Below are 26,018 nucleotides of genomic sequence, written 5' to 3'. Positions count from 1 at the left end.
ATGTTCAGGCACAGGCAACAGGTATCGGCAGCGGATCGGGTGCATAAAACCGGCTCCTACGTCTGTGCCTGTTGCGGTCTTGCGCTGTTTGATGCCAGTAAGAAATTTGAGGTCGGTTCCGGCTTCCCAAGCTTCTGGGCGCAGATTGATGACCATGTTATCCACAAGGAGCTTCGCACGTATGACCGGGCTCGCACGCAACTGCTGTGCAGCAAATGCGGTCAGCACCTGGGCCACCTTTTTGAGGATGCACGCACTCCCACACAGCTTCGTTACTGTATTAATCAGGCAGCCATCCGTTTTGCAGAATAGCAAGGCGGGGCTGCCTCTTAACTTTATACCTGTATCTTCAGTATATTATAGCAAAAACTGAATATTCTCACCCTGATATATTCCCATATGAGCCGACCCTCGTTTATCAGAAGTCGCTATAACAGTTTCCGGTTTGCTTTTAATGGCATGACAGCCGTATTCCGCTCCGAGCCGAACATGCATCTGCACGTATTGGCCAGCATCATCGTGCTGGTCATGGCCTACCGATTTGAAGTCACGCGGGTGGAGTGGTGCCTGCTTATACTTTGTATCGGCCTGGTTTGGATGGCCGAGATCTTCAACACCTCCATCGAAACGCTTACCGACCTGGTGTCGCCGGAGAAAAATATATGGGCTGGCAAAACCAAGGACCTGGCTGCCGGTGGTGTGCTGATGGCTGCTATCACCTCCGTGGCTGTTGGGCTGTTCATCTTCATACCTTATTGGGTCGACTACGTAAACACTGAATTGTAATTGGCGCAAATAAAGGGACGAATCGGAAACACAGACCTGCTCTTAATACCAGGGCTTAGTTTGATATAAGCCTGCTGATCGTTTCGCTATACCTGGAGGGGTACTCTTTGTACTGACAGCATTAGGTATAATACCACAGCATGACCAGTGTTTAACCATAAATACCTACCTTTGCGCACCGTTTGAAAAAAGTGAACGCTATGCCTCTAATAAAAACCGTCAAGTGGGCGCTTGCCTTGTCTGTTATGATCGCTTCGGCAAGTTGCCGTACGACAGAGGAGCCAGCAGCAGTTGTTTCTGAAGCGGAGCAGGAGCGTGATACCCCTACGGGATGGCTAAGCGAGCTTATCAGAGAATTGGAGGAGGAAGAGGTGGCCAATCCGCCAGCCAAGGTATACCGCTATACCTATAATGAGCAGGAGGTTTACTACCTGACCAGCCGTTGCTGCGACATTCCTGCCAAAGTATACGACACCGATGGCAACCTGCTGTGTGAGCCTGAGGGCGGCATTACGGGTGAAGGCGACGGCCGCTGCCCGGACTTTGTAGATGCACGCACAAACGAGACCTTAATTTGGGAAGATAAAAGAGAATATAATTAAAGATGACTGGAAACGACGTACTAAAGAACCTTTCGGAATATAACATCTGGGCAAACCAGACGATGCTGGATGTATTCGACACGCTGCCAGAGGTGCCTTCTAACTCGGGCCGCCTATTCAGCCACGCCCTCAATGCGCAGGCCATCTGGATCGCCCGCATCACCGGCACCAAAAGCCCCGTGAAGGTATGGCAGGAACACACGCTGGAGGAGCTGCACAAGCTGCACCAGTATGCCTCTTATAAAATAGCCGAGCTGGTAGCCAACTCCAATGAAGACGAGTTCAACCGCCTGATCGACTATACCAACAGCCAGGGCCACAAGTATAGCACTCGTGTACTTGATATCCTGACCCATGCTTTTAATCACGCTACTTATCACCGTGCCCAGGTAGCTACCGACCTGCGTAAGAACGGCCATAACCCGCCCAACACTGATTACGTGACGTACGTGCGTGAGCTGATGGGTCAGGTTTACTAATTGGTCAACAGAAATTTTACGGCAGAAGAAATTAAAGGGAGCCCTTCGCTATGAAGGGCTCCCTTTTTATGTATGGGTGATTTTAATTTATTGGCTATTGCCAAATTGATTGTTGTCCAGGATTACTCGGCCATCAGATCGATCGTGCCAATGTTTTTAACCTGATCTTGCGCTACGGTCACGTTTTCGACTGTTTTATTATGCTCGCCGCTCTCGGTATAGAACTTAACGGTATAAGTGCCCGCTCTCACACCTTTAATCAGGAAGTCACCGTTTTCATTGGCAAATCCACCGATGGTGTCATTCTCAGCGGAGATAACATAGATGCCCGGCTTCAACTCGGCAGGTGTCACTCTGCCTTGTATGGCGCCTGCTATTGCTTGCGTCACAGTTCGGATAACCGGCTTCAGGTTATACTGCCCATTGCCTCTGGCCACAACCGATTTGGCTGCGTCGAAGTCCAGCAGTACCACGTAGGTCACGTCTTCTCTCAGATCGGCGTTCAGCTGCAACTTTACCCCTGAAGTCTGTCCACTTGGCGTCTTCAGATCGACCACAGTACCATTCTTCAGTTTCACGGAGTTATTCTCGCCTAGTACCAACCTGATCTGTGAAATAGTACCAGCCGGTAGGTTAGCAGAAGCCAGCAGTGTGTCACGTCCGTTGGCAAAGTCAAGCAGGTTGTATATACCTGGGTTGATCTCATCTAATGTGAGCCAGCCGCTTTCGCTGTCAGTATTCTCTTTGTGGATCTGCACGGAGCGTATGTCCACGTTCACCTCTTCATAGTCACCCGGCGCGTCCGTCATGCGCACCTCCATACGGGCGGTACCATTGCTGTCAGAGTCGCTGTCGCAGGAGCTAAACCATACCAGGCCACTCATCAAAAAAGGAATCAAGAATTTAGTTCTCATAGAAATTGGATTAAGTTTAAACCACTTCGGTGCTAAATAGCAACCATTATACGAATAAACGGGATAAAGTTGCACAAAAGTATATAGCTATAAAAAAATATAGGCCGCTAAGCTAAGCATAGCGGCCTATACAGTGTTACAAGGTATTACTGCTGAACTTTAGTAGTATCAGGCTTAGCTGGCTGAGTAGCTGGTTTAGTTCTCGGCTTCAGGAAATCGGTGATCTTGTCTGTTGCCTGCTTTTTGATTTGCTGCTCAGCTTCCTGTCGTTTCTTCTCCAGTTCCTGACGAGCTTTGTCTTCGGCTTCCGTCTTTCTTCTTTCAAGTTCGTTGCGTACGCTGTCTTGTACCTGCTGCTTCTTCTGCTCCAGCTGCATTTTAGCGTCATCTACCTTGCTCTTCACAACGCTTTCTACCAAATCTTTGGCCTGTCCCTTGGCACTGCCACCCGCCAAAGCCACACGGGGCTCAGAGAGTGTACCGCCAATGTTCAGGTTCAGTGTAATTCGATCAGAAGTCTTTAAGGCTTCATTGCCAATCAGGCTACCTAGTCGAGTATTGAGCTCACGGCCTATCTTGCCAGCCGGTACATTGAGTGCGGTGACATAGTCAATGTTGCCGTTCACGTTGTTGGAGCCACCCACGGTCATATCCACATCGCCCACTTTCAGGTCAAATGGACGAATTACCAAGCTACCGTCTATGATCTGGGCATCGATGCGCTTGTTTTCAACAACAAAGGTTCGCAACTCATCAAAGTTAGTCAGCCTACTGATCTGGTCCACAATCTTCACATCACGCACAGCAGCCTTCACCACATCGATTATACCTGAGCCGTCCAGCGTATTGAACACCGGCGTCATATCCTGCCCAATCTCGCCTGCAAAATTGAACTTGGTAGAAAAGGTACCGTCCAGCAGACCTGCGATAGGAGCAATCACTTTGATCGTGTTGAATGCATTGAAAGCTTCCTTGAAGTTCAGGTTCTGTACATCCAGTCGCATATCGAAAAGCGGCTGCTTCAAGTTCTGCGTGTTGTAGCTGCCACTGGTCACGAAGGTACCACCTAAGGTGTTGAACTTCACAGACTCCAGTCGGGCTACCTTGTCTTTTATCAGCACACGTCCGCCCACGTTGTTGAGCTTCAGGTTGTCATAGAGCACCTGCTTGGCATCCACGTTCAGCGTGATATCGAGGTTGTCCGGCACCTCTACCACGCCTTCGGCTTCGTTAGCAGCGGTAGTTGTCTGGCCGGTGTTCTCGTCCACCATCCACTCGTTCACATTAAAGGTGTTGGAGCTCAGGTTGAAATTGCCGCGCAGCGACTGGTTCTCAGCCATGGCATAGCCTATGTAGTTCGATACCGACCCACTAGCTCTGAAATCGCTCTTACCCAGGAAGCCGTTCATGTCATTCAGCTGAATACGCTCATTGTTGAACACGGCATCTGCTTTGCTGATTCTTATACCCTGCGGCATATCCGTGCTCACAAAGTTCAGGTTGCTGATACCCATGGTACCATTGGCCGTCACATTGTTATACCTTTCGGCTTCGATATCCGACATCTTACCTTTGGCAGCCACGTTGGCATTGATACGGCCTGTCACGGTCATACCTTCCTGCGGGAAGATCTTGGTAAGTTTCTCCAGGTCCAGTATACCTTTGATCTGGCCATCGAAAGCGGGATGTTCTATACCTTGAACCAGCATGCGGCCTTCCAGCGGCTCACCATCCAGCGTCATATTGAAGCGCTCTATGTTGATACGTGTATCGTTGGTGTTGCCGGTCTTGTTGAGGATGTTCACTACGGCGTTCAGGTTCTGGATAGGAGCAGGGAAGTCAGCTGACTTCACAAAGCCATTGGTCAGACGCATGTCAGCGTCTATCACCGGCATACTCTTCTCGCTGTAGGTGCCTTTGGCATCGGCGTCCACCTTCAGGAGGCCACGCAGTGTCATACCTTCTATCGGGAACACTTTGGTCATCTCGTCTAGGTCGATGCTGGCTTTCACGTTACCATCCACCTGCATTACTTCCATACCTTTCACCAGCACACGAGCATCTACCGGGTTCTTACCCATATCCATGTGGAAGCGGCGCACATCCACTACCGTGTTTTCCATGTCACCATCCGGATTGTCGACGCGCATGTCTACGTTGATGTTACGGGCAGCCTGTGGCAGGTCAGGGTACTTAAACATACCGTCTACGACTTTTAGCTCGGTTCCAAAGCCAGGCATCGAGGTTTCGTTATACCTGCCCTTCACATAGCCATCGAAACTCAGGTTGCCTTCTGTTTTGATATCCTTAAAGTCCTCTTTGAACATACCCGGCACCACTGATAGCACACTGCGAAAATCTGTGTTCACAGCCTTAAAAGTCAGATCCAGGTCAATATCGTCTTCCGGCATCAGGATAGTGCCGGCAAACTGCACAGGCAGCTCGTTGATGCGTATGTTATTGTCTTTGAAGGTATAGAGATACTGATCGAGGTCCATTGCCATGGTCACATCAGCGTCCAGCACAGCATTCTCTATATAATTCACGCCATCATAAGTCATCACAAAGCGCTCGGCCTGCGTACTGGACTCCATGTCAAATACACTTTTTTCAAAGTCGCCGCTACCGGTATGGCGCACGTTATAGGCAGCCAACCCGAAGGGAATGCTCAGATCATCATAATAAAGTGTACCATTGTTGATATCCCACCGTTTGATTGCCATGCGGAAATCACTGGCCGCTGTATCGGCCTCGGCGGTTGTAGTGGTATCCGTAATGAAGATATCCCAGTTCGCCTTGCCACTTTTGAGTACCAGCAGGCGGATAGTCGGGTCGTCAAGTTTGATGTTGTTAACCTTAACACGGTTGCCACTGATCACGCTCATTAGATCCAGACCCATCCGAAAAGAAGGAACCTTCGCCAGTGTGTCGGTCGCAAAAGAATCCTGGCCAACGACCAGCAGGTTCTCTACGCCCAGCGACATGTTCGGGAAATCTCTGAAAAGGGAAAGGCTTACATCATCTGTCGCGTATATGACAGATGCATTGATATTCTTGGCGATCTCTTTGTCCAGGGCCTCTTTAATTTTATCTTTGAAGAGCAGAGGCACCAGCGCCGCCGCTGCCAGCAGCACCGCCAGAAAGACGAAGAAACCAATAACTACTTTTTTCATATAGATGGTTGCGTTTAGTAAAAGCTAAGCTATATAATTTTATAGCTAAAACCATGCAGAATTTACACTAGCTCTAAAACTATAACCGTTTTAGGGTCTTATAAGGTATGCGTACAGCCCGGATAAAACATTTTTTTCTCTTTGCCCTATACCTGCTGAGCGCTGGCCTGGCTGCAGCACAGGATGCGCATTTCACACAGCAGTACGCGAACCGGCTATACCTGAATCCTGCCTTCAGCGGACTGGGCCGCGACTGGAGCGTATCTGTTGCCCACCGCAACCAATGGCCATCGCTCAACGGATCCTTCATTACCAATCAGGTCTCTGCCGACTATCGCTTTGAAGGCACCAAAAGTGCAATTGGGATAGTACTGCAGCAGGACCGCGCCGGTATTGGCGGATTACAAAAACTGCAGGCCGCACTGGCTTACGCCTATCATACCCGCCTTACCGACAACCTGGCTTTTGCAGGAGGCCTTCAAACATCTATCGCCTCACTGCGTGTAAATTACGATAACCTGGTCTTCGGTGATCAGCTAACTGATTTTGGACAAACCGCTCTTACTTCTGCCGAGGCCAATCATTTCGATCCAACCAACTATGTGAGCTTCGCTGTGGGCACGATCTTGTACAATAACAATTTCTGGGCCGGGCTGAATGTGTCGCACCTCAACCAACCGTCCTATGGATTTGACGAAACGACCAGGCTACCGCTGCGCTTTGTAGCAAATGCCGGTTACAAGTTCTACCTAGATACCGGTTTAAGACGCAGGAATGCTGAGTTTAGCATAAGTCCGGCGCTAAATTTTACACATCAGCAAAATTTTAATCGTATTGATTTAGCCTTGTATACTATCTATTCACCTTTGGCGTTAGGTTTAATATATAAAGGAGTACCTGCAACTGGCACAGACCAGGATCAGAGCTTAGGAGTGATAGCAGGCATCAGCCTGAACAGGCTCCGTATCGGCTTCAGCCACGACGTGGGAGTGAAGGGATTTGGCAGACAGGCGGGTGGCGCGAATGAAATTTCGCTCGTTTTTGAACAACTTAACTTAAATAATTTGTTCACAGGCCGTCGATCGTCCAAAATAAACCATAACATTGTTTGTCCGGCATTCTGAATTTAGTTATAATTGCACGTTAAATTACATTAAAAGAACCTTATCATTAGTAGGTCCTAATCTATGAAGCTTATTAAGTATGTATCAGCCGTTGTAGTAGGAGGAGCTCTCCTTGCATCATGCGGAAGAGGGGGCGGCTATCCAACTAGCACTGACCCAGGCGATTACAGCTCGGCCACGGGTATAGAATACAACGAGGACGAAACTGCGTTTCAGGTAAACGATTACGAAGACTTCCCTCAGGCTCCGGGTCTTGTATTTATTGAAGGTGGCCGTACCACACTGGGCTCTATGGAGGAGGACATCGCCATGACCCGTGACAATATCGAGCGCACGGTAACGGTAGCTTCATTTTACATGGACGAAACTGAGGTGGCTAACATCCACTGGCTGGAGTACCTGCACTACCTGAAGCGTGACTCTATACCTGAGGTATACGTAGCTGCCCTTCCGGATACGACTGTATGGTCGCGTCAGCTTTCTTTCAATGACCCTTACGTAACGTACTACCTGCGTTACCCTGGTTTCCGTTTCTTCCCGGTAGTAGGTGTTAGCTGGCTTCAAGCCAATGACTACTGCACCTGGCGTACAGCTAAGGTGAACGAAAACCTGGCTAAAGAAGCAACTGGCAGTTCTCAGAGAAGAGGTCTTTTCGGAAGAAATCGTGGAACTCAGGAAACGACAGAAGCAACAGCACTTTCAATCGAGTCTGGTTATGTATTACCGAACTACCGCCTCCCAACAGAGGCTGAGTGGGAGTATGCTGCCCAAGCCCTGATTGGCACGCAGTACAACGAAGACGAAAACCAGAACAACAGAAGACTTTACCCTTGGGATGGTCATCAGCTGCGTAACCCATATGGCAAGAAAATGGGCCAGTTCCTGGCTAACTTCAAGCGTGGCCGCGGTGACTACGCCGGTATTGCCGGTTCATTGAACGATGGAGCCATGATCACTGACTACATCTATGCTTATCCGCCAAACGACTTCGGCCTGTATAACATGGCTGGTAACGTAAACGAGTGGGTGCAGGATGTTTACCGTCCGCTTTCATTCCAGGACGTTGAAGACTTGAACCCGTTCCGTAGAGACGGTTACCTGGACGAAGCTGAAAACTATGACACAGTAGAAGGTTTCCACTCACTGATCAGCAATGAGGTTCGCGTTTACAAAGGTGGTTCATGGAAAGACGTAGCTTACTGGCTATCTCCAGGTACCAGAAGATTCATGGCGCAGGATTCATCTACAGCAACAATCGGTTTCCGTTGCGCGATGATCAACGCAGGATCTAACAGATAAGAACTAACAGTTAATACTATATTTTAAAGGGCCCGGGGTTTACCCGGGCTTTTTGCATTTTTAGCCTTGCCGACTTAAAGTTGCGCTGCCGCAATGGTCGTCACACTTATTTCATGACACCCACTTTGCAATAAGGTATGGGCACATGCTTCCAGTGTTGCTCCTGTTGTCAGGACATCGTCCACTAACAGTATCCGCTTCCCGCTTACTTCCTCAACCTTCTTCACAACAAATACCTGCTCTACATTTTGCCAGCGATCCAAGCGGCTTTTCTTTGTCTGAGAGTCCGTATCGATGGCACGCTCCAGCACTTTGTTACTCCACGGAATTTGCAGTGCCTCCGATAATCCCTTTGCAAAACCGTCTGACTGGTTATAACCACGCCGGCGTAGTTTCAACCGGTGCAGCGGCACAGGGATGATCAAGTCAAAGTGGGCTGCATACCCGTGGTCAAACAAGATGGAGCCGTAGCGTGTACCCAAGTGCTCGCCAACTTCCTCAGCTCCTTTATACTTAAGCTTGTGCAAGAGGCGCTGCACCCGCCCTTTGGGCCTGAAAAGCAGGTATGAGAATGCAAAACGCACTGGCACCTTACCCCAAAACCGCTGCTGCAGGTAGTTCAACTCTGAGGCACCATGCAGGTGCAGGTCGGTGTAAGGGAGTTTCACATTACACTCTGTGCAGATATAACGCTCGCCACGAGTCAGTGCCTGATCGCATGCATGGCATATTTCGGGAAAAAGTAAAGACAGAAAATCCTGTAACATAGCGGGACAGGCGTGATTAAGGTATTCTTGAGAATTTAGATTAACTTTAACTGTTATACTTTTAATAGCATAAAACAGTCACAGCACACACAACAATGAGTCAGATAGAAGAATTCAACGAATATCGTACGCGCATGAACGAGCGCATTATGTCTTACGATAACAAAGTAATCAAGCGATTTTTTAACCTCGACACCAACACCTACATGGAGGGTGCTTTGGACGTAAAAACGAAAGAAATGCTCGGTTTGATAGCCTCTATGGTGCTCCGTTGCGACGATTGCATCAAGTACCACCTGGGAAAGTGCTTTGAAGAAGGCGTTTCGGACGAGCAGGTGTTTGAGGTGTTCTCCATTGCCAATCTGGTGGGAGGATCCATCGTGATCCCGCACTTCCGCCGTGCAGTAGAGTACTGGGAGGAACTTAAAGCCCAGCAGAGCGCTTCTTAAACAAAGTATTTTCAAAGTTGATTTGTTCAACCTGCTGCCTTTTACTCAGAAGCGAGTTTTATGAAGTAGGCAGTCGAACAATTCAGCCAATTAACAATTAAACATATGGCCGACGAATCATCTAACCTGGATCACAGATGGACCAACCTGAGGGCTTCGATGATGAAGACTTTCGGGAAAAAGCCTGACCTGAATGCCATCCTGTTTCTGATAGGTATACAGGAATTGGGAAAGGGCATCTCGGATTTTACAAAAGAGGAGAAGCAGGACCTGATGCACATCGCTACCTGCAAGGTGTTCAGTCTGTCAGGTTTTTATGAACTGGAGCGGGTTGACGAAGAAGGTTGGCCCCATTACCGTTCTGTTAAGGCTATACCTTTCACTAATCTGAAAGATCAGGAGAGAATGCTGAAGTGGCATATCCTGGAGTACTTCGACAGAGCCGACGAAATATAAGATCTCAAAATTTTAAATTTTACCTGCACGGGTAGCATGTTTCTCCCTCCTATCGAAAGAGAGCATGCTACCTATATCAGGACGTGAAACAGTCAGTATGAAAATAATCACTTACAACGTAAATGGCATCCGTGCCGCCATTACCAAAGGATTTACGGATTGGGTAAAAGCTGCCAATCCGGATGTACTTTGCCTGCAAGAGATCAAAGCCTGCGAAGATAAATTTGACCGTGCCATATTCGAAGATATAGGCTACAACGTATACCTGCATCCTGCTGTAAAAAAGGGATACAGTGGTGTAGCCATCCTCAGCAAAGACAAGCCCAAGCATGTAGAGATCGGCTGTGGCATGGAATGCTACGACAATGAGGGACGAGTAATCCGTGCAGACTTCGACGATTATTCGGTAATGAGCGTATACATGCCTTCCGGATCCAGCGGCGATGAGCGGCAGGGTTTTAAGATGCAGTGGCTCGATGATTTTTATGGGTACATAGGTGACCTGAAGCAAACGTTGCCAGGTATGGTAATCAGTGGCGACTACAATATATGTCACCAAGCCATCGACATTCACAACCCAAAATCTAACGCGAACAGCTCGGGCTTCTTGCCTGAAGAGCGTAACTGGATGACCAATTTTATTGAGAGTGGCTTTGTGGACAGCTTCCGCCATTTTAATAAAGAACCGCACAATTACAGTTGGTGGAGCTACAGGGCAGGGGCACGTGCCAAGAACCTAGGCTGGCGTATCGATTACAACATGGTGACGGGCAATTTGCAGGATCGCATGCAACGGGCAGCCATATTACCAGAAGCCAAACACTCCGATCACTGCCCGGTTTTATTGGATATTATATAGTAGCACGCCCTGTACGTATACTAAATCGATCGTGCAGACAGTTTTATAACAGAGGCTTTAGGAGATTCTCTTAAATTTCTATATTTTAACAACTTATACCTCTCAGGTTAATCATTAGCTGTAAGCATGAGTTAGTAACGATTAAATAACTAGGCAGATGAATCAGCACGATGCGATGGACAAGCTGTTATACCAGCTGCAGGCCTTTAAGAAAAAGTTCTACCTCAACCTGTTGTTGCGAGGGAGCATTTTCGCGATAGGCTTGCTGATGTCCATTTACATCGTGTATAGTCTGCTGGAGTATATCTTTTACTTCCCGGTGTTCGTGCGGGCCTTTCTGCTGTTCTCTTTTGTAGGCCTTACAATCTACGCACTCATTCGCTGGATCATACTCCCAATCTCAGCGCTGACCAACCTCCGAAAATTGCTTTCTGATGAGCAGGCTGCTGCCAGGGTAGGGGATCACTATCCTGAAATAAAGGACAAGCTACTAAATGCCATTCAGCTAAAAGACCTTGATCGGACTAATGAACTGATTGCCGCCAGTATAGCTCAGCGTTCCTCACAGCTCGTCAATTATCCGTTCGAAGAGGCCGTTACCTACCGTGAAAACAAGCCCCTTCTAAAATACATTGCACTGCCGGCGGTTATTATGCTGCTGATCGCTTTGCTTTACCCTACCATATTTGTGCAGGGCACGGAGCGCATCATCAATTACAAGAAACACTATACTCCGCTAGCACCTTTCCGGTTTGTGGTAGAGAATGAGTCGCTGCAGACTTACAGAGGAGAGGACTTTGAACTGAAAGTGCAGTTGGAAGGCAAGACGATTCCGAGTGAGGTATACATCCATTACAACGGTAGACGTCAGCGACTGCAGAAGGGCAGCAACGGCTATACTTATACCTTCAAGCAGTTGCAACGCCCTGTGGAGTTTCAGTTGGAGGGCTCGGGCTTTATGTCTGATGATTATAACCTGAAGCTGCTCTCGAGACCAAATCTGAAAAACTTCCATATGGAAGTGGCTTATCCTGCCTACCTAAAGCGAAAGCCTGAACTGATTCAGAATACGGGGAATGCGACTATACCTGCAGGTAGTTCTATCACTTGGAATTTCGATGCAACCGAGACAGACCGTGTTGAAATCAATTTTGAAAACCCCTCTGAATCACTTGTAGCGCAATCTAAAGAGAACTTATTCACAGCCAGCAAGCAGTTTACCGAAAGCCAAAACTATGGTGTAAACCTTCGGAATGCACATAGCTCAAATAAAGAAGAGATCAATTATCAGATTACCACTATACCTGACCGGCACCCACTTATTTCTTTAGAACAGTACCACGACTCTGCCCTATACCGCTTTGTGGTATTGGCCGGCGAAATATCTGACGACTATGGGCTGACTCGACTTGTATTGAACTACAAGGTGACGAATGACAAGAATCCTCAAGCTAAGTATAAGAGCGTACTGATCGGCCTGAACCGACAGCAACTCAGCCAGACCTATTACCATCAGTGGAACACCGCCAGTCTGCAACTCAATCCTGGCGATAAGCTAGAGTACTTTGTGCAGGTATGGGACAATGATGGCTTGAACGGACCTAAGAGCGCCCGTACCCGCTCCTTCGAGCTGCGTGTGCCAAGCCGCCGTGATCTGGAGCAGGAACTGAACAGCAATGCCCAGTCGGTGGAAAGTCAGTTGAGCAAATCATTGGAAAGAAGCACGAAGCTGAAAGAAGAGCTGGCCCAGTCTGAGGAAAAAATGAAGACAAAGCGCGACCTGAACTGGCAGGACAAAAAGCAGCTGGAGGACCTGGCAGAGAAGCGTAAGCAGTTAGAGCAGGATATTTCTTCTATGAAAGAACTGTTTGACGAACTCAACAAGAAGCAAAACATGCTCTCGGAGCAGGACAAGCAGCTCGCCGAGAAAGCGCAGGAACTAAAAAAATTGATGGACAGCCTGCTCGACGAAGAAACCAAAAAACTTTACGAAGAACTGGAAAAGCTATTGCAAGAACAAAGCCCGAAAGATTCTGAACTGCAGAAGCTCTTAAGCAAACTGGATAACCGCGAGCGCAACCTCGAGCGTGAATTGGAAAGAGCATTGGAGTTGTTCAAGCAACTTCAGTTTGAGCAAAAGCTCGACAACATTACCAATAAGCTGGAGGAAATGGCCAAGGAGCAGGAAGAACTGGCCGATAAAACCGCCCAAAAGCAGGAAGACAACAAGCAGCTACAGCAGGAACAGGAAAGCATACAGAAAGAGTTTGAGCAGCTGAAGGAGGACATGAAAGACCTGAAGGAGCTTAACGACAAGCTTCAGAACCCGAACCAGATGGACGAGCAGCAAATGCAGCAGGAGCAACAGCAGATTGAGCAGGACATGGAGCAGGGACAGCAGCAGCTCGAAAAGAACCAGAATAAAAAAGCCAGCGAGTCGCAGCAGAAAGCAGGGGAGAAGATGAAACAGATGGCCCAACAAATGGAGCAGATGCAGAACAGCATGAGCATGGACGGCATGCAGCAGAACCTCGACAACCTACGCGACATCCTAGAGAACCTAATCAAGCTGTCATTTGATCAGGAAGGGCTGATGAAATCGTTCCGGGGTGTCAACCAAAGCGACCCGCGCTTTATTTCCTTATCTCAGCAACAGCTCTCACTCCGCGACAATGCCAAGGTAATAGAAGACAGTCTTTTTGCTCTTGCCAAGAAGGTTTTCCAACTCGAGTCTTTTGTAACACGTGAGGTGGCCCAGATGAACGAGAGCATGGACAACAGCATGAAAGAGCTGCGCGACCGTAACGTGGGTCGTGCTACCGCTCAGCAGCAACTCGCCATGACATCCATGAACAACCTGGCTTTGATGCTCAACGATGCGCTGAAGCAAATGCAGCAGGCCATGCAGCAAATGCAGGGCAGCATGGCCTCAAAACAGAAGGGAAGTAAGCCGCAGCCTGGTGATTTTGGCCAGATGCAGGATGCTTTGAACAAAAAAATCGAAGAATTAAAAAAAGGTGGCAAGTCAGGTAAGGCACTGTCTGAAGAATTAGCTAAATTAGCTGCGGAGCAAGAGGCTTTGCGTAACGCCCTTAAAGAAATGGAGAAACAGGGACAGAAACCTGGCGAAAAGGGCGGCAACGGTGAGTTGGGAAATATCAGCAAGATGATGGAACAAAGCGAGACTGATCTCGTTAATAAACGTTTGACTGAGCAGACCATCATGCGGCAGCGCGAAATTCTTACTCGTTTGCTGGAAGCAGAGAAGTCAATGAAGGAGCGGGAGCTGGATAATAAACGCGAGGCCAAGAGCGCTCAGGATGTTGCCAGAAGGGTTCCTCCATCATTCGAAAAGTATATAAGAACAAAAGAGAAACAAACGGAATTGCTGCAAACCGTATCATCGGCGCTTACGCCCTACTACAAACAGAAGGTTAGCGAGTATTTCCAAAATATGAATAACTAATACGCACCTTATAGCATCACTAACAAGTAATATGAATCAGGTTAAAATTCAGATTCCTTCCTTAATCGAGAACATCCGAGTTATAGAAAGCTTCATAGACAATTCAAAGGAAGAATTCGAGTTTGAAGACGATGTGTATGGCAACATTATGGTAGCCGTTACAGAGTCTGTGAACAATGCCATCCGCCACGGCAATAAATTCGACAAGGAAAAACTAGTATACCTTACGCTCCAGGTAGAGAATAATCAGCTTCTTTTTGAAATTGAAGATGAAGGACCTGGTTTTGATTATGACACCCTGCCCGATCCTACGGCTCCTGAGAACCTGGAGAACCCTGGCGGCCGTGGTATCTTCCTGATGCGTAACCTGTGTGACGAAGTAAACTTCCTCGACAACGGTAAAAAGGTGCAGTTAATATTTAACATCACACAATCACAGAATGGATCATCCAATTGAGTTCTTCAGCGAGGATCTTGATTTCTCGCTGGAAAACCCAGAGCAGATTTCCGACTGGATTGCAGACATCATAGAGCAACACGAGCATGAGCTGATAAGCCTGACTTACATTTTCTGTTCTGACGATTACCTGCACCAGATCAATGTAGAGTATCTCGATCACGACACACTCACAGATATCATCACCTTCGACAATGCCGACATAGAAGGCACTATCGAAGGTGATATTTTTATTAGCATTGACCGTGTGCGCGATAACGCCATGACACACGGCACCTCTTTTAATGACGAGCTTCACCGCGTTCTCATCCACGGCGTACTTCACTTGCTTGGTTTCAAAGATAAAACCCCTGAGCAGGAAGTAGCTATGCGCAAACTCGAAGATTCTTCCTTATCTTTGCGGAAATTTTAATCGCAAATAAGGGAATTACCAACCTCCCTTTGATGTTTCACGTGAAACATCTCTAAATCCTGAATACATGTTTCCAGAATACGATATCATAGTTGTAGGTGCGGGCCATGCAGGCTGTGAAGCCGCTGCCGCAGCTGCCAAAATGGGCTCTAAGGTTCTTTTGGCGACCATGAATATGAATACCATTGCACAGATGTCCTGCAACCCGGCTATGGGTGGCGTAGCAAAAGGACAGATTGTGCGTGAAGTAGATGCGCTGGGTGGTATGAGCGGTATCATTACCGACGAGACCATGATCCAGTTCCGCATGCTGAACAAATCTAAAGGCCCTGCCATGTGGAGCCCACGTGCACAAAGTGATCGCATGCGATTTGCTGAGGCCTGGCGTCTGACACTGGAGCAAACAGAGAACGTTGACTTCTGGCAGGAGATGGTAACAGGTATAGAAGTAGAGGATGGAAGAGCCGTTGGTGTACGTACCAGCTTGGGGATAACTATACGTGGAAAGGCCGTCATCTTAACGAACGGCACTTTTTTGAATGGTATTATCCACATCGGGGAGAAACAAATGGGAGGTGGCCGTTCTGCTGAAAAATCAGCAAAAGGTCTGACAGAACAACTGATCGAACTTGGCTTCGAGGCTGGTCGCATGAAGACAGGTACTCCGCCACGTGTAGATGGCCGCTCACTTGATTACAGCCGTATGGAAGAACAGTTCGGTGATGAGAAACCTTCTAAATTCTCTTATACTGAAACCACACCATTGGCTAAGCAGCGCAGTTGCTATATCACCTACACTAATTCAGATGTACACGAGATCCTGAAAACAGGCTTTGAAAAATCGCCTATGTTCCAGGGACGTATACAGGGATTAGGTCCTCGTTACTGTCCGTCTATAGAAGACAAGATCAACCGATTCGCTGATCGTGACCGTCATCAAATCTTTGTGGAGCCGGAAGGATGGAATACGGTAGAAGTTTACGTAAATGGTTTTTCCAGCTCACTGCCAGAAGATGTGCAGCTGAAAGCACTCCGTAAGATCGTGGGATTTGAGAACGCCAAGATGTTCCGCCCTGGATACGCGATAGAGTATGACTTCTTCCCACCGACACAGTTGAACTTAACACTGGAAACAAAGCTGGTGCAGAATCTATACTTTGCTGGCCAGATAAACGGTACTACAGGATACGAAGAAGCAGCTTGCCAGGGATTGATGGCAGGTATAAACGCGCATAACAAGATAAACGAAAAAGCACCGTTTATACTGAAGCGATCAGAAGCGTACATCGGAGTGTTGATCGATGATCTGGTAAACAAGGGTACCGACGAGCCATACCGTATGTTTACTTCCAGAGCAGAGCACCGTATCTTGCTACGCCAAGACAATGCTGATATTCGCCTTACAAAGCTCGGCTATGAGCTTGGATTGGCTGACGAAAGCCGTTTAGCAGCTGTGGATAAGAAGATCACAGAAACGGCTGAAATCATCGCTTACTTAAGTAACAAGCCGATTGAGCCGGGAGATATCAACAGCATGCTGGAGCAAATGGGCTCAGCCCCGATCGTTGAAAAGCAGCGGGCAGGTCAGTTGATCAAACGGCCAAACATCGAAATCAAACATATCGCAGAGGCCGTGCCTGCCGTAGCAGAATATCTGAGCAAGTTCAAGGCTGACAGTGTGGAGCAGGCTGAGATTGCCGTGAAGTACGAGAGCTATATCGAGAAAGAGCACACCATGGCTGCCAAAATGGGTGAACTCGAGAACTATAATATCAAAGAGAAAATAGACTACCGCAACATACCTGCATTGTCAGCAGAAGCGCGTGAGAAACTGCTACGTATACAGCCTGAGACAATCGGGCAGGCATCACGTATCAGTGGCGTTTCACCAGCTGACATATCTGTACTAATGGTATACCTTGGAAAATAAATGAGCTACGAAAGACTGGAGCATTGCCCGATATGTGGCAAAGAAGATTTTAAAAACTTTCTGGTAGTAACAGACAATGCAGTCTCAAAAGAGAGCTTCGTGATTGTGGAGTGTGAGAACTGCACATTCAAGTTCACGAACCCACGTCCTGATGCCGCCAGTATTGATAAGTATTACGAATCTGAGGAATACATATCGCATAGCAACATAAAGACAGGCATTATCAACAGAGCCTATCATGTGGTGCGCTCCATCACGACGAAGCAAAAGGTAGAGCTTATCAACAGACATGCTCCAGCTAAAGGATCTATACTGGATTATGGCTGCGGAACAGGCGTGTTCCTGAATGCCTGCAAAAACGACGGCTGGGAAATAAGAGGAGTGGAGCCCAATGCTCGTGCTCGTGAGGAGGCTTCAGGCCAGACAGGTGAAATAATAGCAAAAGAACTTAGTGAGATAGCAGGGGAGAAATTTGAGGTAATCACGCTCTGGCATGTGCTGGAACATATACATACCTTGAACGAGACACTTACAGAACTCATCAACCTACTGCAGGAAGACGGCGCCCTGATCATTGCTGTTCCCAATGCTGATTCGCATGACGCACAGCAATACAAAGCAGACTGGGCAGCTTATGATGTGCCACGTCACTTGTACCACTTTACACAACCAACCATGAAGCGCTTACTCAAGAAACATAAGATGAAACTAGAGGAAGTGTTGCCCATGAAGTTTGATGCCTATTACGTGAGCATGCTCAGCGAGAAACAGAAAGAAGGGAAGACAAAAGTCATCAGCAGTGTGGTCAATGGGTTTAAGTCTAACAGCTATGCAGAGAAAAACGGTAACGACTACTCGAGCCTGATCTTTGTAGCAAAGAGAAAATAGACACCACCAAACAGTGTTAATAAATAAGAACAAGGCAAGCGAAAGTTTGCCTGTTTTTCATTTAAACGAATATTAGATGAAAATTGTCAACAGCCTCTTACTCGCAGCTTCAGTCATTACTATCTCTTCTTGCGCCAGTATAAACAACCCGGAAGGAGGACCTAAAGATGAAGACGCACCGGAACTTCTGAATAGCAATCCAAAGTCGCAGGAACTGAATGTAAGTACCCGTACCATCACGCTTGATTTCAACGAGGAAGTCCAGCAAAACAACCTGCAGAAAGAACTCCTGATCACACCGTTTACCGACAACAAATATCAGGTGCGACCAAGCCGAACCAGAATGGAGTTAGTGTTTGAGCAACCATTTGAAGAAAACACAACCTATACTTTCAACTTCAGAAAAGGCATACAGGATATCACGGAAAAAAACATTGCAGAAGGATTAGTACTGACGTTTAGTACAGGCAGTTTCATAGACTCGAGCAGGGTAAGCGGGCAAGTAGTAAGACTGCTGACGCAGGAACCTGAGAACGAAGCCGTGGTGGCTTTATACCCTACAAGCGACACACTCAGTATCAGGAAAAGCAGACCATATTACCAGACCCAGACAAATGCTAATGGGGAGTTCACCTTCGAAAACATAAGAGATGGTGAGTATAGAATCTATGCATTGACTGATAAAAACAATAACTCCCTTTATGACACGGAAGAAGAGCGGATCGCTTATAAAGCAGAACCAATAAGAGTGACAAGCGAGGAACAGGAGATAGTATTGCAGACTGTTAGGATAGATACCAAACGTCCTATCCTGCAGCGCCGCGAAAGATATACAGATCGCTTTGTGGCCAATTATAATGAAGGTATAGAAAGCTTCGTGGCCAGGCCGGTAGACTTACCAAAAGACACTTTGATTCATAAAGTATCAACTGATGGGAAGATAGTGGATCTATTTGGCGACAGCCGCTTTACGGGAGGAAGAGCTATACTGACAGCCTTGGACTCAGCTGCAAACCGCACAGTAGATACCGTACAGATAGTCTTCGAAGGTAAGAGAGCACAGCGCGTGCAGGGAGCACGTCTGAAAGAAAACGGTAACACAAGCAATGGGGCAATTAGTGAAGGGCAACGTGTTATAATCGAATTGGAAACACCGGTTAGAATTCAATCAAAAACCCCAATACGCCTTTTAGCTGACAGCCTGGAGATAGCCAGACTAACGTATCCGGAACAAGTGGCACTCGATCGTACGGCAGCAGAGATAAGCTTTATTATGCCTAAATGGACAAACAGCAACCGTCAGGCAACCATCGTGCTGGATACTGTAGGTATAGTACCGGTACAGGGAGAACGTTTTACGATGCCGACCCTGCAGGTCACTGTGGCAGAAGCAAGAGGAGCAGGAAGTCTGAGAGGAGCTGTGAAAACAGAGCAAAAGAGCTACATCATCCAATTAGTGGACAACCAATACAAGGTGAAGCACCAGGTGCGAAATACAAGGACATACAATTTCCGAAGCATTGAACCGGGCACTTACTTTATACGCGTGATATTGGATGCCAACAACAATGGCAAATGGGATGGGGGAGACCCTGAACTGGTAAGAGAGCCTGAGCAGGTATACCTCCACGACAAGCCACTGGAGATAAGGGCCAACTGGGAGATGGAAGAGAATATTGAATTTTAGAGTAAAAAGGGAGCCAAGTTGGCTCCCTTTTTTTATATCCGATTCATACCGTTCAAATGATAACACGTGGATAAAACGCAAATAAAATGGGGTGAAATCAACTGCAGAACCTTAATCAAAAGAATTGTCCACAAGGACCTATCACGCCAAAAAGAGTAAAGAAGAGAAGCTGGTGAATGATAAACCAAACCGCTAATCAGAATAGGTAACAAAACACATATATGAATTCAGCTTTGTACTCCCGGTACGGAATAGGCAATAGCCATCTATCAATCAGATGTAAATTATGAACTGGGAAGAGAGAACTGTTAAGCAATGATATAGTATTCAAATATCGCATTTAAAAGAAAACCTCAAGAGCAAGCGCCCCAAGGCCATGAAGAATGACTTAGGTTTGTAATAAGATCCAACTAAACTTAGGCTATAGAGAGGCAAATAAAAGTCATATAAGATCTACTTAGCGAACGTTTGGAAGACATTAAAAAATGCCAGAATATTTCTAGCGTATGAATCCGTGCTAATTAGATACGAGCGCAACGCTAGAGGTGGAAACATATACCAGCTACTGGTATCATCAAAGCCCCATTTGTATCAAGGGAAAGCAAAAGAAAAGAGGTAGAAATATGCATGAAGGTAAGAGTGAAATTGGCGAAGAAAAGCAAACTCTTTGAATAGAGTGTGCCGATCCGAAACACAACTTACCTGTTGCATCACCAAGCAAATACATGACTCTCGATGTATCATAATTGAAAAGGGGCTAGCACTCTCCTAAAATTCGGATAGCCGAACTAAACATCTCCATTACATTTCGAGTTGTCTGGTAACAACCAACCTGCCCGCTACCAGATATAATTCAATGGATACATCATTCCGGTATTTATTTCAGGTTGAAATAGCCGTACCAGAGACCTGTGAAACATAATCACTAGCGACCACATCAGGACTTGCAAATAAACCTGCTCCTCTTCCGTAATAGGTAAAATCGATTACCGTCAATGGCGATAAAAGGCTTCAAAATACAGAATCAAAAAAGATGTTTAGAAATCCACAAAAAGGGTGGGTATAAATGTGGACAAGTGTGGATCAAATCTGATAACTCAAAGTGGGTATGTTCCACAGGTGGGGCCAAAGGACTGTGGAACACACAAAAAGTGGAAAGGGGTTGACAAAGGTACATAGAAAAAAGGCTTTTCCACGGCAGTGCATGTATGTGAAAAAAGTAATGCACACAAAATGGGTAAAAGTGGAAAAGACCTTTAAGTGACTGAAAGATAAAAATTAACAGAAAAATAAAATGTGGGTAGCCAGGTGCAAAGCAGAGGTATACAAAATCAAAATGAGGATAAATCAGAATGTTCCACAGTTATTAACTTATGAACAGCCTTAATGATGAAAGAAGATTTATTTAAAAATTTATCTAATTAAAATTAATAAGGTCAGGTAAGATGTGGAAAGCTGGATAAGTTGGCTCAAAAAGAGAGAGCGGAAGGCCAAAAAGAGAGGGAAAGAGAAGGCGCAAGAAAAGGCAAAAAAATAAAAGCGCTATATTTATAAGGAGAAAAAGAGAACACTAACATAAAACTATGACATTACTTCTAAAGCTGGTTCCTCCGTTTGAAGATCCAGTATTGATATTTACGATGGTGCTGCTGATAATCCTGATAGCGCCCATTATACTCAACAAACTGAAAATACCGGGTATAGTGGGACTAATATTGGCAGGTGTGATTGTAGGGCCAAACGGGTTTAACCTACTCCTTCGCGACGCCAGCATTATATTGTTCGGTACAGTGGGACTTTTATACATCATGTTCCTGGCAGGGCTGGAGATCGATATGATGGATTTTAAAAAGAACCGAAATCGAAGCTTAATATTCGGGGCGCTGACCTTCCTTATTCCGATCACCACAGGTACACTGATCTTCTATTACCTGATGGATTATCAACTGATCTCAGCGGTTCTACTATCAAGCATGTTTTCGTCACATACCCTGATCGCTTATCCGATAGCCAGCAGACTAGGTATAAGTAAAAACGAAGCAGTAACTGTCACGATTGGAGGTACGATCGTAACAGACACAGCGGTACTCTTAGTGCTGGCTGTGGTGGCTGGCAGTACGCAGGGCAACCTGGATGTATGGTACTGGGTGAAACTGGCTGGATCACTGGCCATCTTTGGCGGTATAGTCATGTTTTTGTTTCCACTCATAGCAAGCTGGTTCTTTAAGCAAATTGAAAGTGAGAAAGGAGCCCAATACATATTCGTACTGTCGATGGTGTTTGCAGCGGCTTTTCTGGCGGAGCTGGCAGGAGTAGAGGCTATTATCGGCGCCTTCCTGGCAGGATTGGCACTTAACCCGCTCATACCGCATGCCTCAGCGCTGATGAACAGAATTGAGTTCGTAGGCAACAATATCTTCATTCCCTTCTTCCTGATCAATGTAGGTATGATCGTGGACCTGAGCGTGCTGTTTAGAGGTCCTGAGGCATTGATAATAGCAGGTATTATTGTGGTGGTGGCGCTGGTGACCAAATTTGTGGCTGCTTGGCTCACTCAGAAGATATTCGGGTATAGCGGAACGCAGCGAAACCTGATCTTCGGACTTAGCAGCGCACATGCGGCAGCTACACTGGCAGTGATCCTGGTGGGTTACAACATCGGCATTATCAATGAGGATGCCCTGAATGGTACTATCGTACTGATTTTAGTGACCTGCCTGGTAAGTTCTTTTGTAACAGAAAAAGTAGGTAAACGACTGGCCATAATTGAGAGTCGTCGCAAGCCAAACCTGAGTGAGAAACCAGACCGTATCCTGGTTCCGATCGCTAATCCGCAGAACATAGAAAACCTGATCGACTTATCGATAATGCTGCGGAATCCTGATTACAGTGAGCCGATCTATCCGCTGGCAGTAGTGTTGGACAATGAGCAAGCCGAGGAAGAGATTTTTAGAAAGAACAAAATGCTGCAGGAGGCGATCACTTACGCATCGGCCACTGACAATGACGTGCAACTGGTAGCCAAAATCGACATTAACATTGCCAGCGGTATTCTGAGAGCGATAAAAGAGTTGATGATAACGGAAGTAGTCCTCGGCTGGAATGCCAAGATCACAACCCGTGACAGGATCTTCGGTACCATCCTGGACAACCTGCTTGAGAATACAGAGCAGATGATTCTGGTGTGCAAGATCATGCAGCCGCTGAATACGACAAGCCGCCTGGTCGTAATCGTGCCGGCCAATGCGGAGTTGGAGAGAGGTTTCCTGCGCTGGATGCGTGCCGTTCGCCTGTTGTCAACGCAACTGGGAGCCAAGGTCGTTTTTATGGCCGGTAGAAGAACAAACAACCAAATAAAAAATACTGTGAAGAGCAGCAAGCCTGCCATCGACGCTACCTACATGCCACGCCCAAGCATGCCTGAGTTCGAGAGCAACCAGACAGGTATAGGCAAAGACGATATGGTGGTTGTTATATCAGCCCGCAGAGGCACGTTGTCCTACAATGGTATACTAGACGATGTGCCGCGCGTGCTTTCGCGCAATTACAAAGACAACAGCTTTATCATCGTGTATCCGGAGCAGCACCCGAACCTATACCAGGATAATCAGTTCAAGACAACAGGCTATACCAATGAACCAAGAGAAATCGAAGGCTTTTAACTATGAACTGGATTTCAAGAAAACGGATTTTAGAAAAAATCCGGAGCTGTACCGTATAGGGAAAGGTGAGCAGGGTGTGTTGCTGGTGGAACCGTATAAGTCGGAGATATTACCACATTGGCGCTTTAAGACGCCCGAGATCGCACAAGAGTCATCGGAGTATATCTATGGGTTGTTTTTGGATTACCTTCGTCAGAACGACTTTGTAGGCGCTGATATGGCGCGCAAGTTTTTGCAGATGGGCTATACCCGCTCACGCCGCTATGCGAACCACCGCACGGGTCAGAAGTATAAGGGCCCCGTACCGGATGATAAAAAAGGACAGAGCGGCGCTCATGGCCGTGATCAGTTACCGCTGGACCCTGATCCGGTGAAGGCGGAGTCGGCACGCATTTTCAAAGAAAAATGGGATGAGGCAAAGGAAAATGATACGTATAAAAAGTTGATGGCCGAATTCAGGTCGAAATACGAATCTTAAAAAAATGAATTGTTCATTGTATCAATTAACCTTTTAATTCCGAAATTAGTAAATCACATATCTTTGCATACAAGATAAAACGAGAGAGCAACATGGTTAACAAAGAAATCAGGTTAGGCAAAGGGCTTGGGAAGATCAAGTTTGGCCTTACAATGGAAGAAGTAGAGCAACTACTAGGCGAACCTGAAGAGATTGAAGAGTCTGATGAAGAAGATGAGTTTGAGCATCAGGCCTGGAACTACTGGGAGGAGGGCTATTCGCTATACTTCGACAAAGAAGATGATTACAAACTAAGCTGTATCGAAACAGCCAACCGCGAGGTAAAGCTTTGGGAAGAGCGTATTTTCGAAATGAGCCAGGAGCAACTGAAACGGCTTTTCGCAGATCACGGGTACGAGGATATAGAAGAAGAAGAAATGGAGACAGGTGAGACCCGCATTTCTTACGAAAAGGAAATGATCGACCTGTACTTCGACGAAGACCAGCTGATCGCCGTGAACTTTGGGGTGTTCATCAACGACAACCTGGAAGTCGTTTGGCCAGAGAAATAAGGAAACAGTATTTCTACATAGATCCCGGTTTCTGCAAAGGAGCCGGGATTTTTTTTTGCTCTTTCTGCAAGAGAGGCTAAGCATAATGTATGATTAAACCATCAGTTTAAAGGGTAGCTCAGAGTGTAGCTATACCTGTTTTAACTTTCACGGCATCTACATAGCGACTGTGGAAAATGTGACAGACAACGGTCTCTGCAGGTATAGAAAGACTATTTTTGCAAAAGACCATCCACAAAACAGAACAGTTCTAAAACAGAAAGGGCCCGACTGATGCCGGGCCCTTTCTTTATCGAAATAGGTATAAACTATTCGAAGAAGAAATTCATGATCTCTTGTTGGATAACCGGGTTAATGGCGATTGCCATGATAACCGAGATAACCAAACCGATCGTTACAGAAAGGATGTCCTTGCCGATGAGGCTGAAAGTTTTGGCCAGTTTGGCGCCACCTTCCTGCGCCCTGATCCGCATACCCAGCTCACGGCCTGCCAGCAAACCGATGAACACCCAGGTGGTACTCATAGGCATGTTGTTGAGTTCTTTGAAGAAGTAAAGGATAATAGCGTAGATCAGGTCAATAATGGTGGCACTGCGCACATCACGCACATCCGATTTCTCGTTGATGATCTCCTGAATTTTCTCACCTTTCTTGAAGAAAAGGAAGCCCATACCCAGGAATATAAAACCAGCGAAAGCGACGAACTCCCAGATGTTGAGCGAGCGTGGCAGGTATACAGCCACGTTAGCCAAGTCTTGGGCCAGCCATGTGTGCCATAGGAAACCTGAAACAACCCACTGAGCCACCGTCCAGAAGCTATGGGCCTCGCCCTTAACAAAGCGCTTGATAACTTTTGAGAGTGCAAGGTATAGGAGAAGTGCCGTACCAAAGGCAGCCACATAACCCAGTAAACTTTTTTCTATCATGCCCACAATGGCACCTGAGCTAACAGTGAACACGCTCAGGAGCATGAAGGTGGTGGAGACAGGTATACGGAAGCGGGTAAGAAGCAAAAGGATGATTGGAGCAGCCAGCTGCAAGAACACGAAATTGTCCGGTGTCTGGTCAAAACCTTTGGAGGAGAGACGCTGATAGGTTACGTCGCCGTTGAACATGTACCAGCTATAGAATACAGTACCCAGGAATATAGTGCCCATAAAGAGCCACTGCCAGTACCAGGCCCGCTTTTCGTTGGATACGATAAAAGTACCGATGGTCTGGATACTGTCGTTCGCGATAGCTGAGTAAGCGGCAAACAGGAAGCCTACCCACATCGCAATGGATGCATACGGATAAACAATACCGGCAACAATGAAAGAGAAGGCAATGAAATAGAGGAATTTCTTCTCCTTTTGAAACAGAACGTCCAGCAAACTGAAGCGCTTTCTGAACTTGTAAGGCTGGGTGGGTACAACTGGTTTTTTACCCTTTTTAGTCTTAGCCATTTTAAAGAATTGGGTGAGTTTTTAAAAAACGACGCAAGTTACCATAAAATAGGCGAGTAGTCTGGTTATCCAATGTTAAGAAATTATTAACAGATGCACCCTTATACCTATTTGGCAGTGTAGAGTTGTAAATG

At 46.7% G+C, this 26,018-nt stretch carries 22 protein-coding genes; 18 read left to right on the top strand and 4 right to left on the bottom strand.

Features of this window, described 5'->3' with window-relative positions; genetic code table 11:
* From I0P70_RS08440 to I0P70_RS08425, 4 genes are all read left to right on the top strand, one after another.
* Positions 1-312 (top strand): peptide-methionine (R)-S-oxide reductase, encoded by a 312-nt coding sequence (locus I0P70_RS08440; RefSeq protein ID WP_196116582.1) that lies wholly within the window; start codon positions 1-3, stop codon positions 310-312.
* An 87-nt stretch (positions 313-399) separates the two neighbouring features.
* Entirely contained in the window at positions 400-786 is a 387-nt protein-coding gene (locus I0P70_RS08435; RefSeq protein WP_196116580.1) for a diacylglycerol kinase family protein, read from the top strand.
* Between the two features lie 200 nt (positions 787-986).
* Positions 987-1,388, top strand: coding sequence for a hypothetical protein (locus tag I0P70_RS08430; protein WP_196116578.1), 402 nt, complete (start codon positions 987-989; stop codon positions 1,386-1,388).
* A gap of 2 nt (positions 1,389-1,390) precedes the next feature.
* On the top strand, positions 1,391-1,867 hold the full coding sequence (locus tag I0P70_RS08425) for a DinB family protein (protein WP_196116576.1): 477 nt from the start codon (positions 1,391-1,393) through the stop codon (positions 1,865-1,867).
* A gap of 122 nt (positions 1,868-1,989) precedes the next feature.
* On the opposite strand, the gene I0P70_RS08420 is transcribed toward I0P70_RS08425, so the two are convergent.
* Together I0P70_RS08420 and I0P70_RS08415 are read right to left on the bottom strand one after the other, a co-directional pair.
* The gene (locus tag I0P70_RS08420) at positions 1,990-2,781 is read right to left on the bottom strand and encodes a DUF4382 domain-containing protein (protein ID WP_196116574.1); all 792 of its coding nucleotides are present in this window, start codon (positions 2,779-2,781) and stop codon (positions 1,990-1,992) included.
* 146 nt (positions 2,782-2,927) lie between these two features.
* Positions 2,928-5,954, bottom strand: coding sequence for an AsmA-like C-terminal region-containing protein (locus tag I0P70_RS08415; protein WP_196116573.1), 3,027 nt, complete (start codon positions 5,952-5,954; stop codon positions 2,928-2,930).
* 107 nt (positions 5,955-6,061) lie between these two features.
* Here I0P70_RS08415 and I0P70_RS08410 point away from each other — a divergent pair, with 107 nt between their 5' ends.
* Entirely contained in the window at positions 6,062-7,078 is a 1,017-nt protein-coding gene (locus I0P70_RS08410; RefSeq protein WP_196116563.1) for a PorP/SprF family type IX secretion system membrane protein, read from the top strand.
* A 63-nt stretch (positions 7,079-7,141) separates the two neighbouring features.
* A complete protein-coding gene (gene gldJ, locus I0P70_RS08405; RefSeq protein WP_196116553.1) occupies positions 7,142-8,377 on the top strand; it encodes a gliding motility lipoprotein GldJ in 1,236 nt (411 codons plus the stop codon).
* Between the two features lie 74 nt (positions 8,378-8,451).
* Here the strand turns inward: gldJ and I0P70_RS08400 are convergent, their stop codons facing one another.
* Entirely contained in the window at positions 8,452-9,045 is a 594-nt protein-coding gene (locus I0P70_RS08400) for a ComF family protein (RefSeq protein WP_370583192.1), read from the bottom strand.
* A 194-nt stretch (positions 9,046-9,239) separates the two neighbouring features.
* Between I0P70_RS08400 and I0P70_RS08395 the strand changes: the two genes are divergently transcribed.
* From I0P70_RS08395 to I0P70_RS08340, 12 genes are all read left to right on the top strand, one after another.
* The gene (locus tag I0P70_RS08395) at positions 9,240-9,593 is read left to right on the top strand and encodes a carboxymuconolactone decarboxylase family protein (RefSeq protein WP_196116551.1); all 354 of its coding nucleotides are present in this window, start codon (positions 9,240-9,242) and stop codon (positions 9,591-9,593) included.
* A gap of 105 nt (positions 9,594-9,698) precedes the next feature.
* Positions 9,699-10,049, top strand: a complete 351-nt coding sequence (locus I0P70_RS08390; RefSeq protein WP_007656657.1) for a hypothetical protein — start codon at positions 9,699-9,701, stop codon at positions 10,047-10,049.
* 97 nt (positions 10,050-10,146) lie between these two features.
* Positions 10,147-10,908: an exodeoxyribonuclease III gene (locus tag I0P70_RS08385; protein ID WP_196116550.1), complete on the top strand. Its 762-nt coding sequence runs from the start codon at positions 10,147-10,149 to the stop codon at positions 10,906-10,908.
* A 157-nt stretch (positions 10,909-11,065) separates the two neighbouring features.
* Complete coding sequence (locus tag I0P70_RS08380; RefSeq protein WP_196116548.1) at positions 11,066-14,374, top strand: DUF4175 family protein; 3,309 nt, start codon at positions 11,066-11,068, stop codon at positions 14,372-14,374.
* Between the two features lie 31 nt (positions 14,375-14,405).
* Entirely contained in the window at positions 14,406-14,831 is a 426-nt protein-coding gene (locus I0P70_RS08375; protein WP_007656655.1) for an ATP-binding protein, read from the top strand.
* Positions 14,815-15,243, top strand: coding sequence for an rRNA maturation RNase YbeY (gene ybeY, locus I0P70_RS08370; protein ID WP_196116546.1), 429 nt, complete (start codon positions 14,815-14,817; stop codon positions 15,241-15,243). The genes I0P70_RS08375 and ybeY overlap by 17 nt, the downstream gene beginning before the upstream one ends.
* A 67-nt stretch (positions 15,244-15,310) precedes the next feature.
* Positions 15,311-17,173 carry a tRNA uridine-5-carboxymethylaminomethyl(34) synthesis enzyme MnmG gene (gene mnmG, locus I0P70_RS08365; protein ID WP_196116532.1) on the top strand — a complete coding sequence of 621 codons (1,863 nt, stop codon included), beginning with the start codon at positions 15,311-15,313 and terminating at the stop codon, positions 17,171-17,173.
* Complete coding sequence (locus tag I0P70_RS08360) at positions 17,174-18,061, top strand: bifunctional 2-polyprenyl-6-hydroxyphenol methylase/3-demethylubiquinol 3-O-methyltransferase UbiG (RefSeq protein WP_196116531.1); 888 nt, start codon at positions 17,174-17,176, stop codon at positions 18,059-18,061. It abuts the gene before it with no gap.
* A 76-nt stretch (positions 18,062-18,137) separates the two neighbouring features.
* Positions 18,138-19,748, top strand: coding sequence for an Ig-like domain-containing domain (locus tag I0P70_RS08355; protein ID WP_196116528.1), 1,611 nt, complete (start codon positions 18,138-18,140; stop codon positions 19,746-19,748).
* 1,583 nt (positions 19,749-21,331) lie between these two features.
* Complete coding sequence (locus I0P70_RS08350) at positions 21,332-23,410, top strand: cation:proton antiporter (protein WP_196116526.1); 2,079 nt, start codon at positions 21,332-21,334, stop codon at positions 23,408-23,410.
* Entirely contained in the window at positions 23,382-23,888 is a 507-nt protein-coding gene (locus I0P70_RS08345) for a DUF4385 domain-containing protein (protein WP_196116523.1), read from the top strand. The genes I0P70_RS08350 and I0P70_RS08345 overlap by 29 nt, the downstream gene beginning before the upstream one ends.
* A gap of 92 nt (positions 23,889-23,980) precedes the next feature.
* The gene (locus tag I0P70_RS08340; RefSeq protein ID WP_196116521.1) at positions 23,981-24,439 is read left to right on the top strand and encodes a hypothetical protein; all 459 of its coding nucleotides are present in this window, start codon (positions 23,981-23,983) and stop codon (positions 24,437-24,439) included.
* A gap of 308 nt (positions 24,440-24,747) precedes the next feature.
* On the opposite strand, the gene I0P70_RS08335 is transcribed toward I0P70_RS08340, so the two are convergent.
* Positions 24,748-25,884 (bottom strand): hypothetical protein, encoded by a 1,137-nt coding sequence (locus I0P70_RS08335; protein WP_196116519.1) that lies wholly within the window; start codon positions 25,882-25,884, stop codon positions 24,748-24,750.
* Positions 25,885-26,018: the final 134 nt, after the last annotated feature.

It is taken from the genome of Pontibacter sp. FD36 (genome assembly GCF_015686655.1).
In the GTDB taxonomy this organism is placed as follows: Bacteria; Bacteroidota; Bacteroidia; order Cytophagales; family Hymenobacteraceae; genus Pontibacter.
This window is presented reverse-complemented; position numbering and strand designations above follow the sequence as displayed.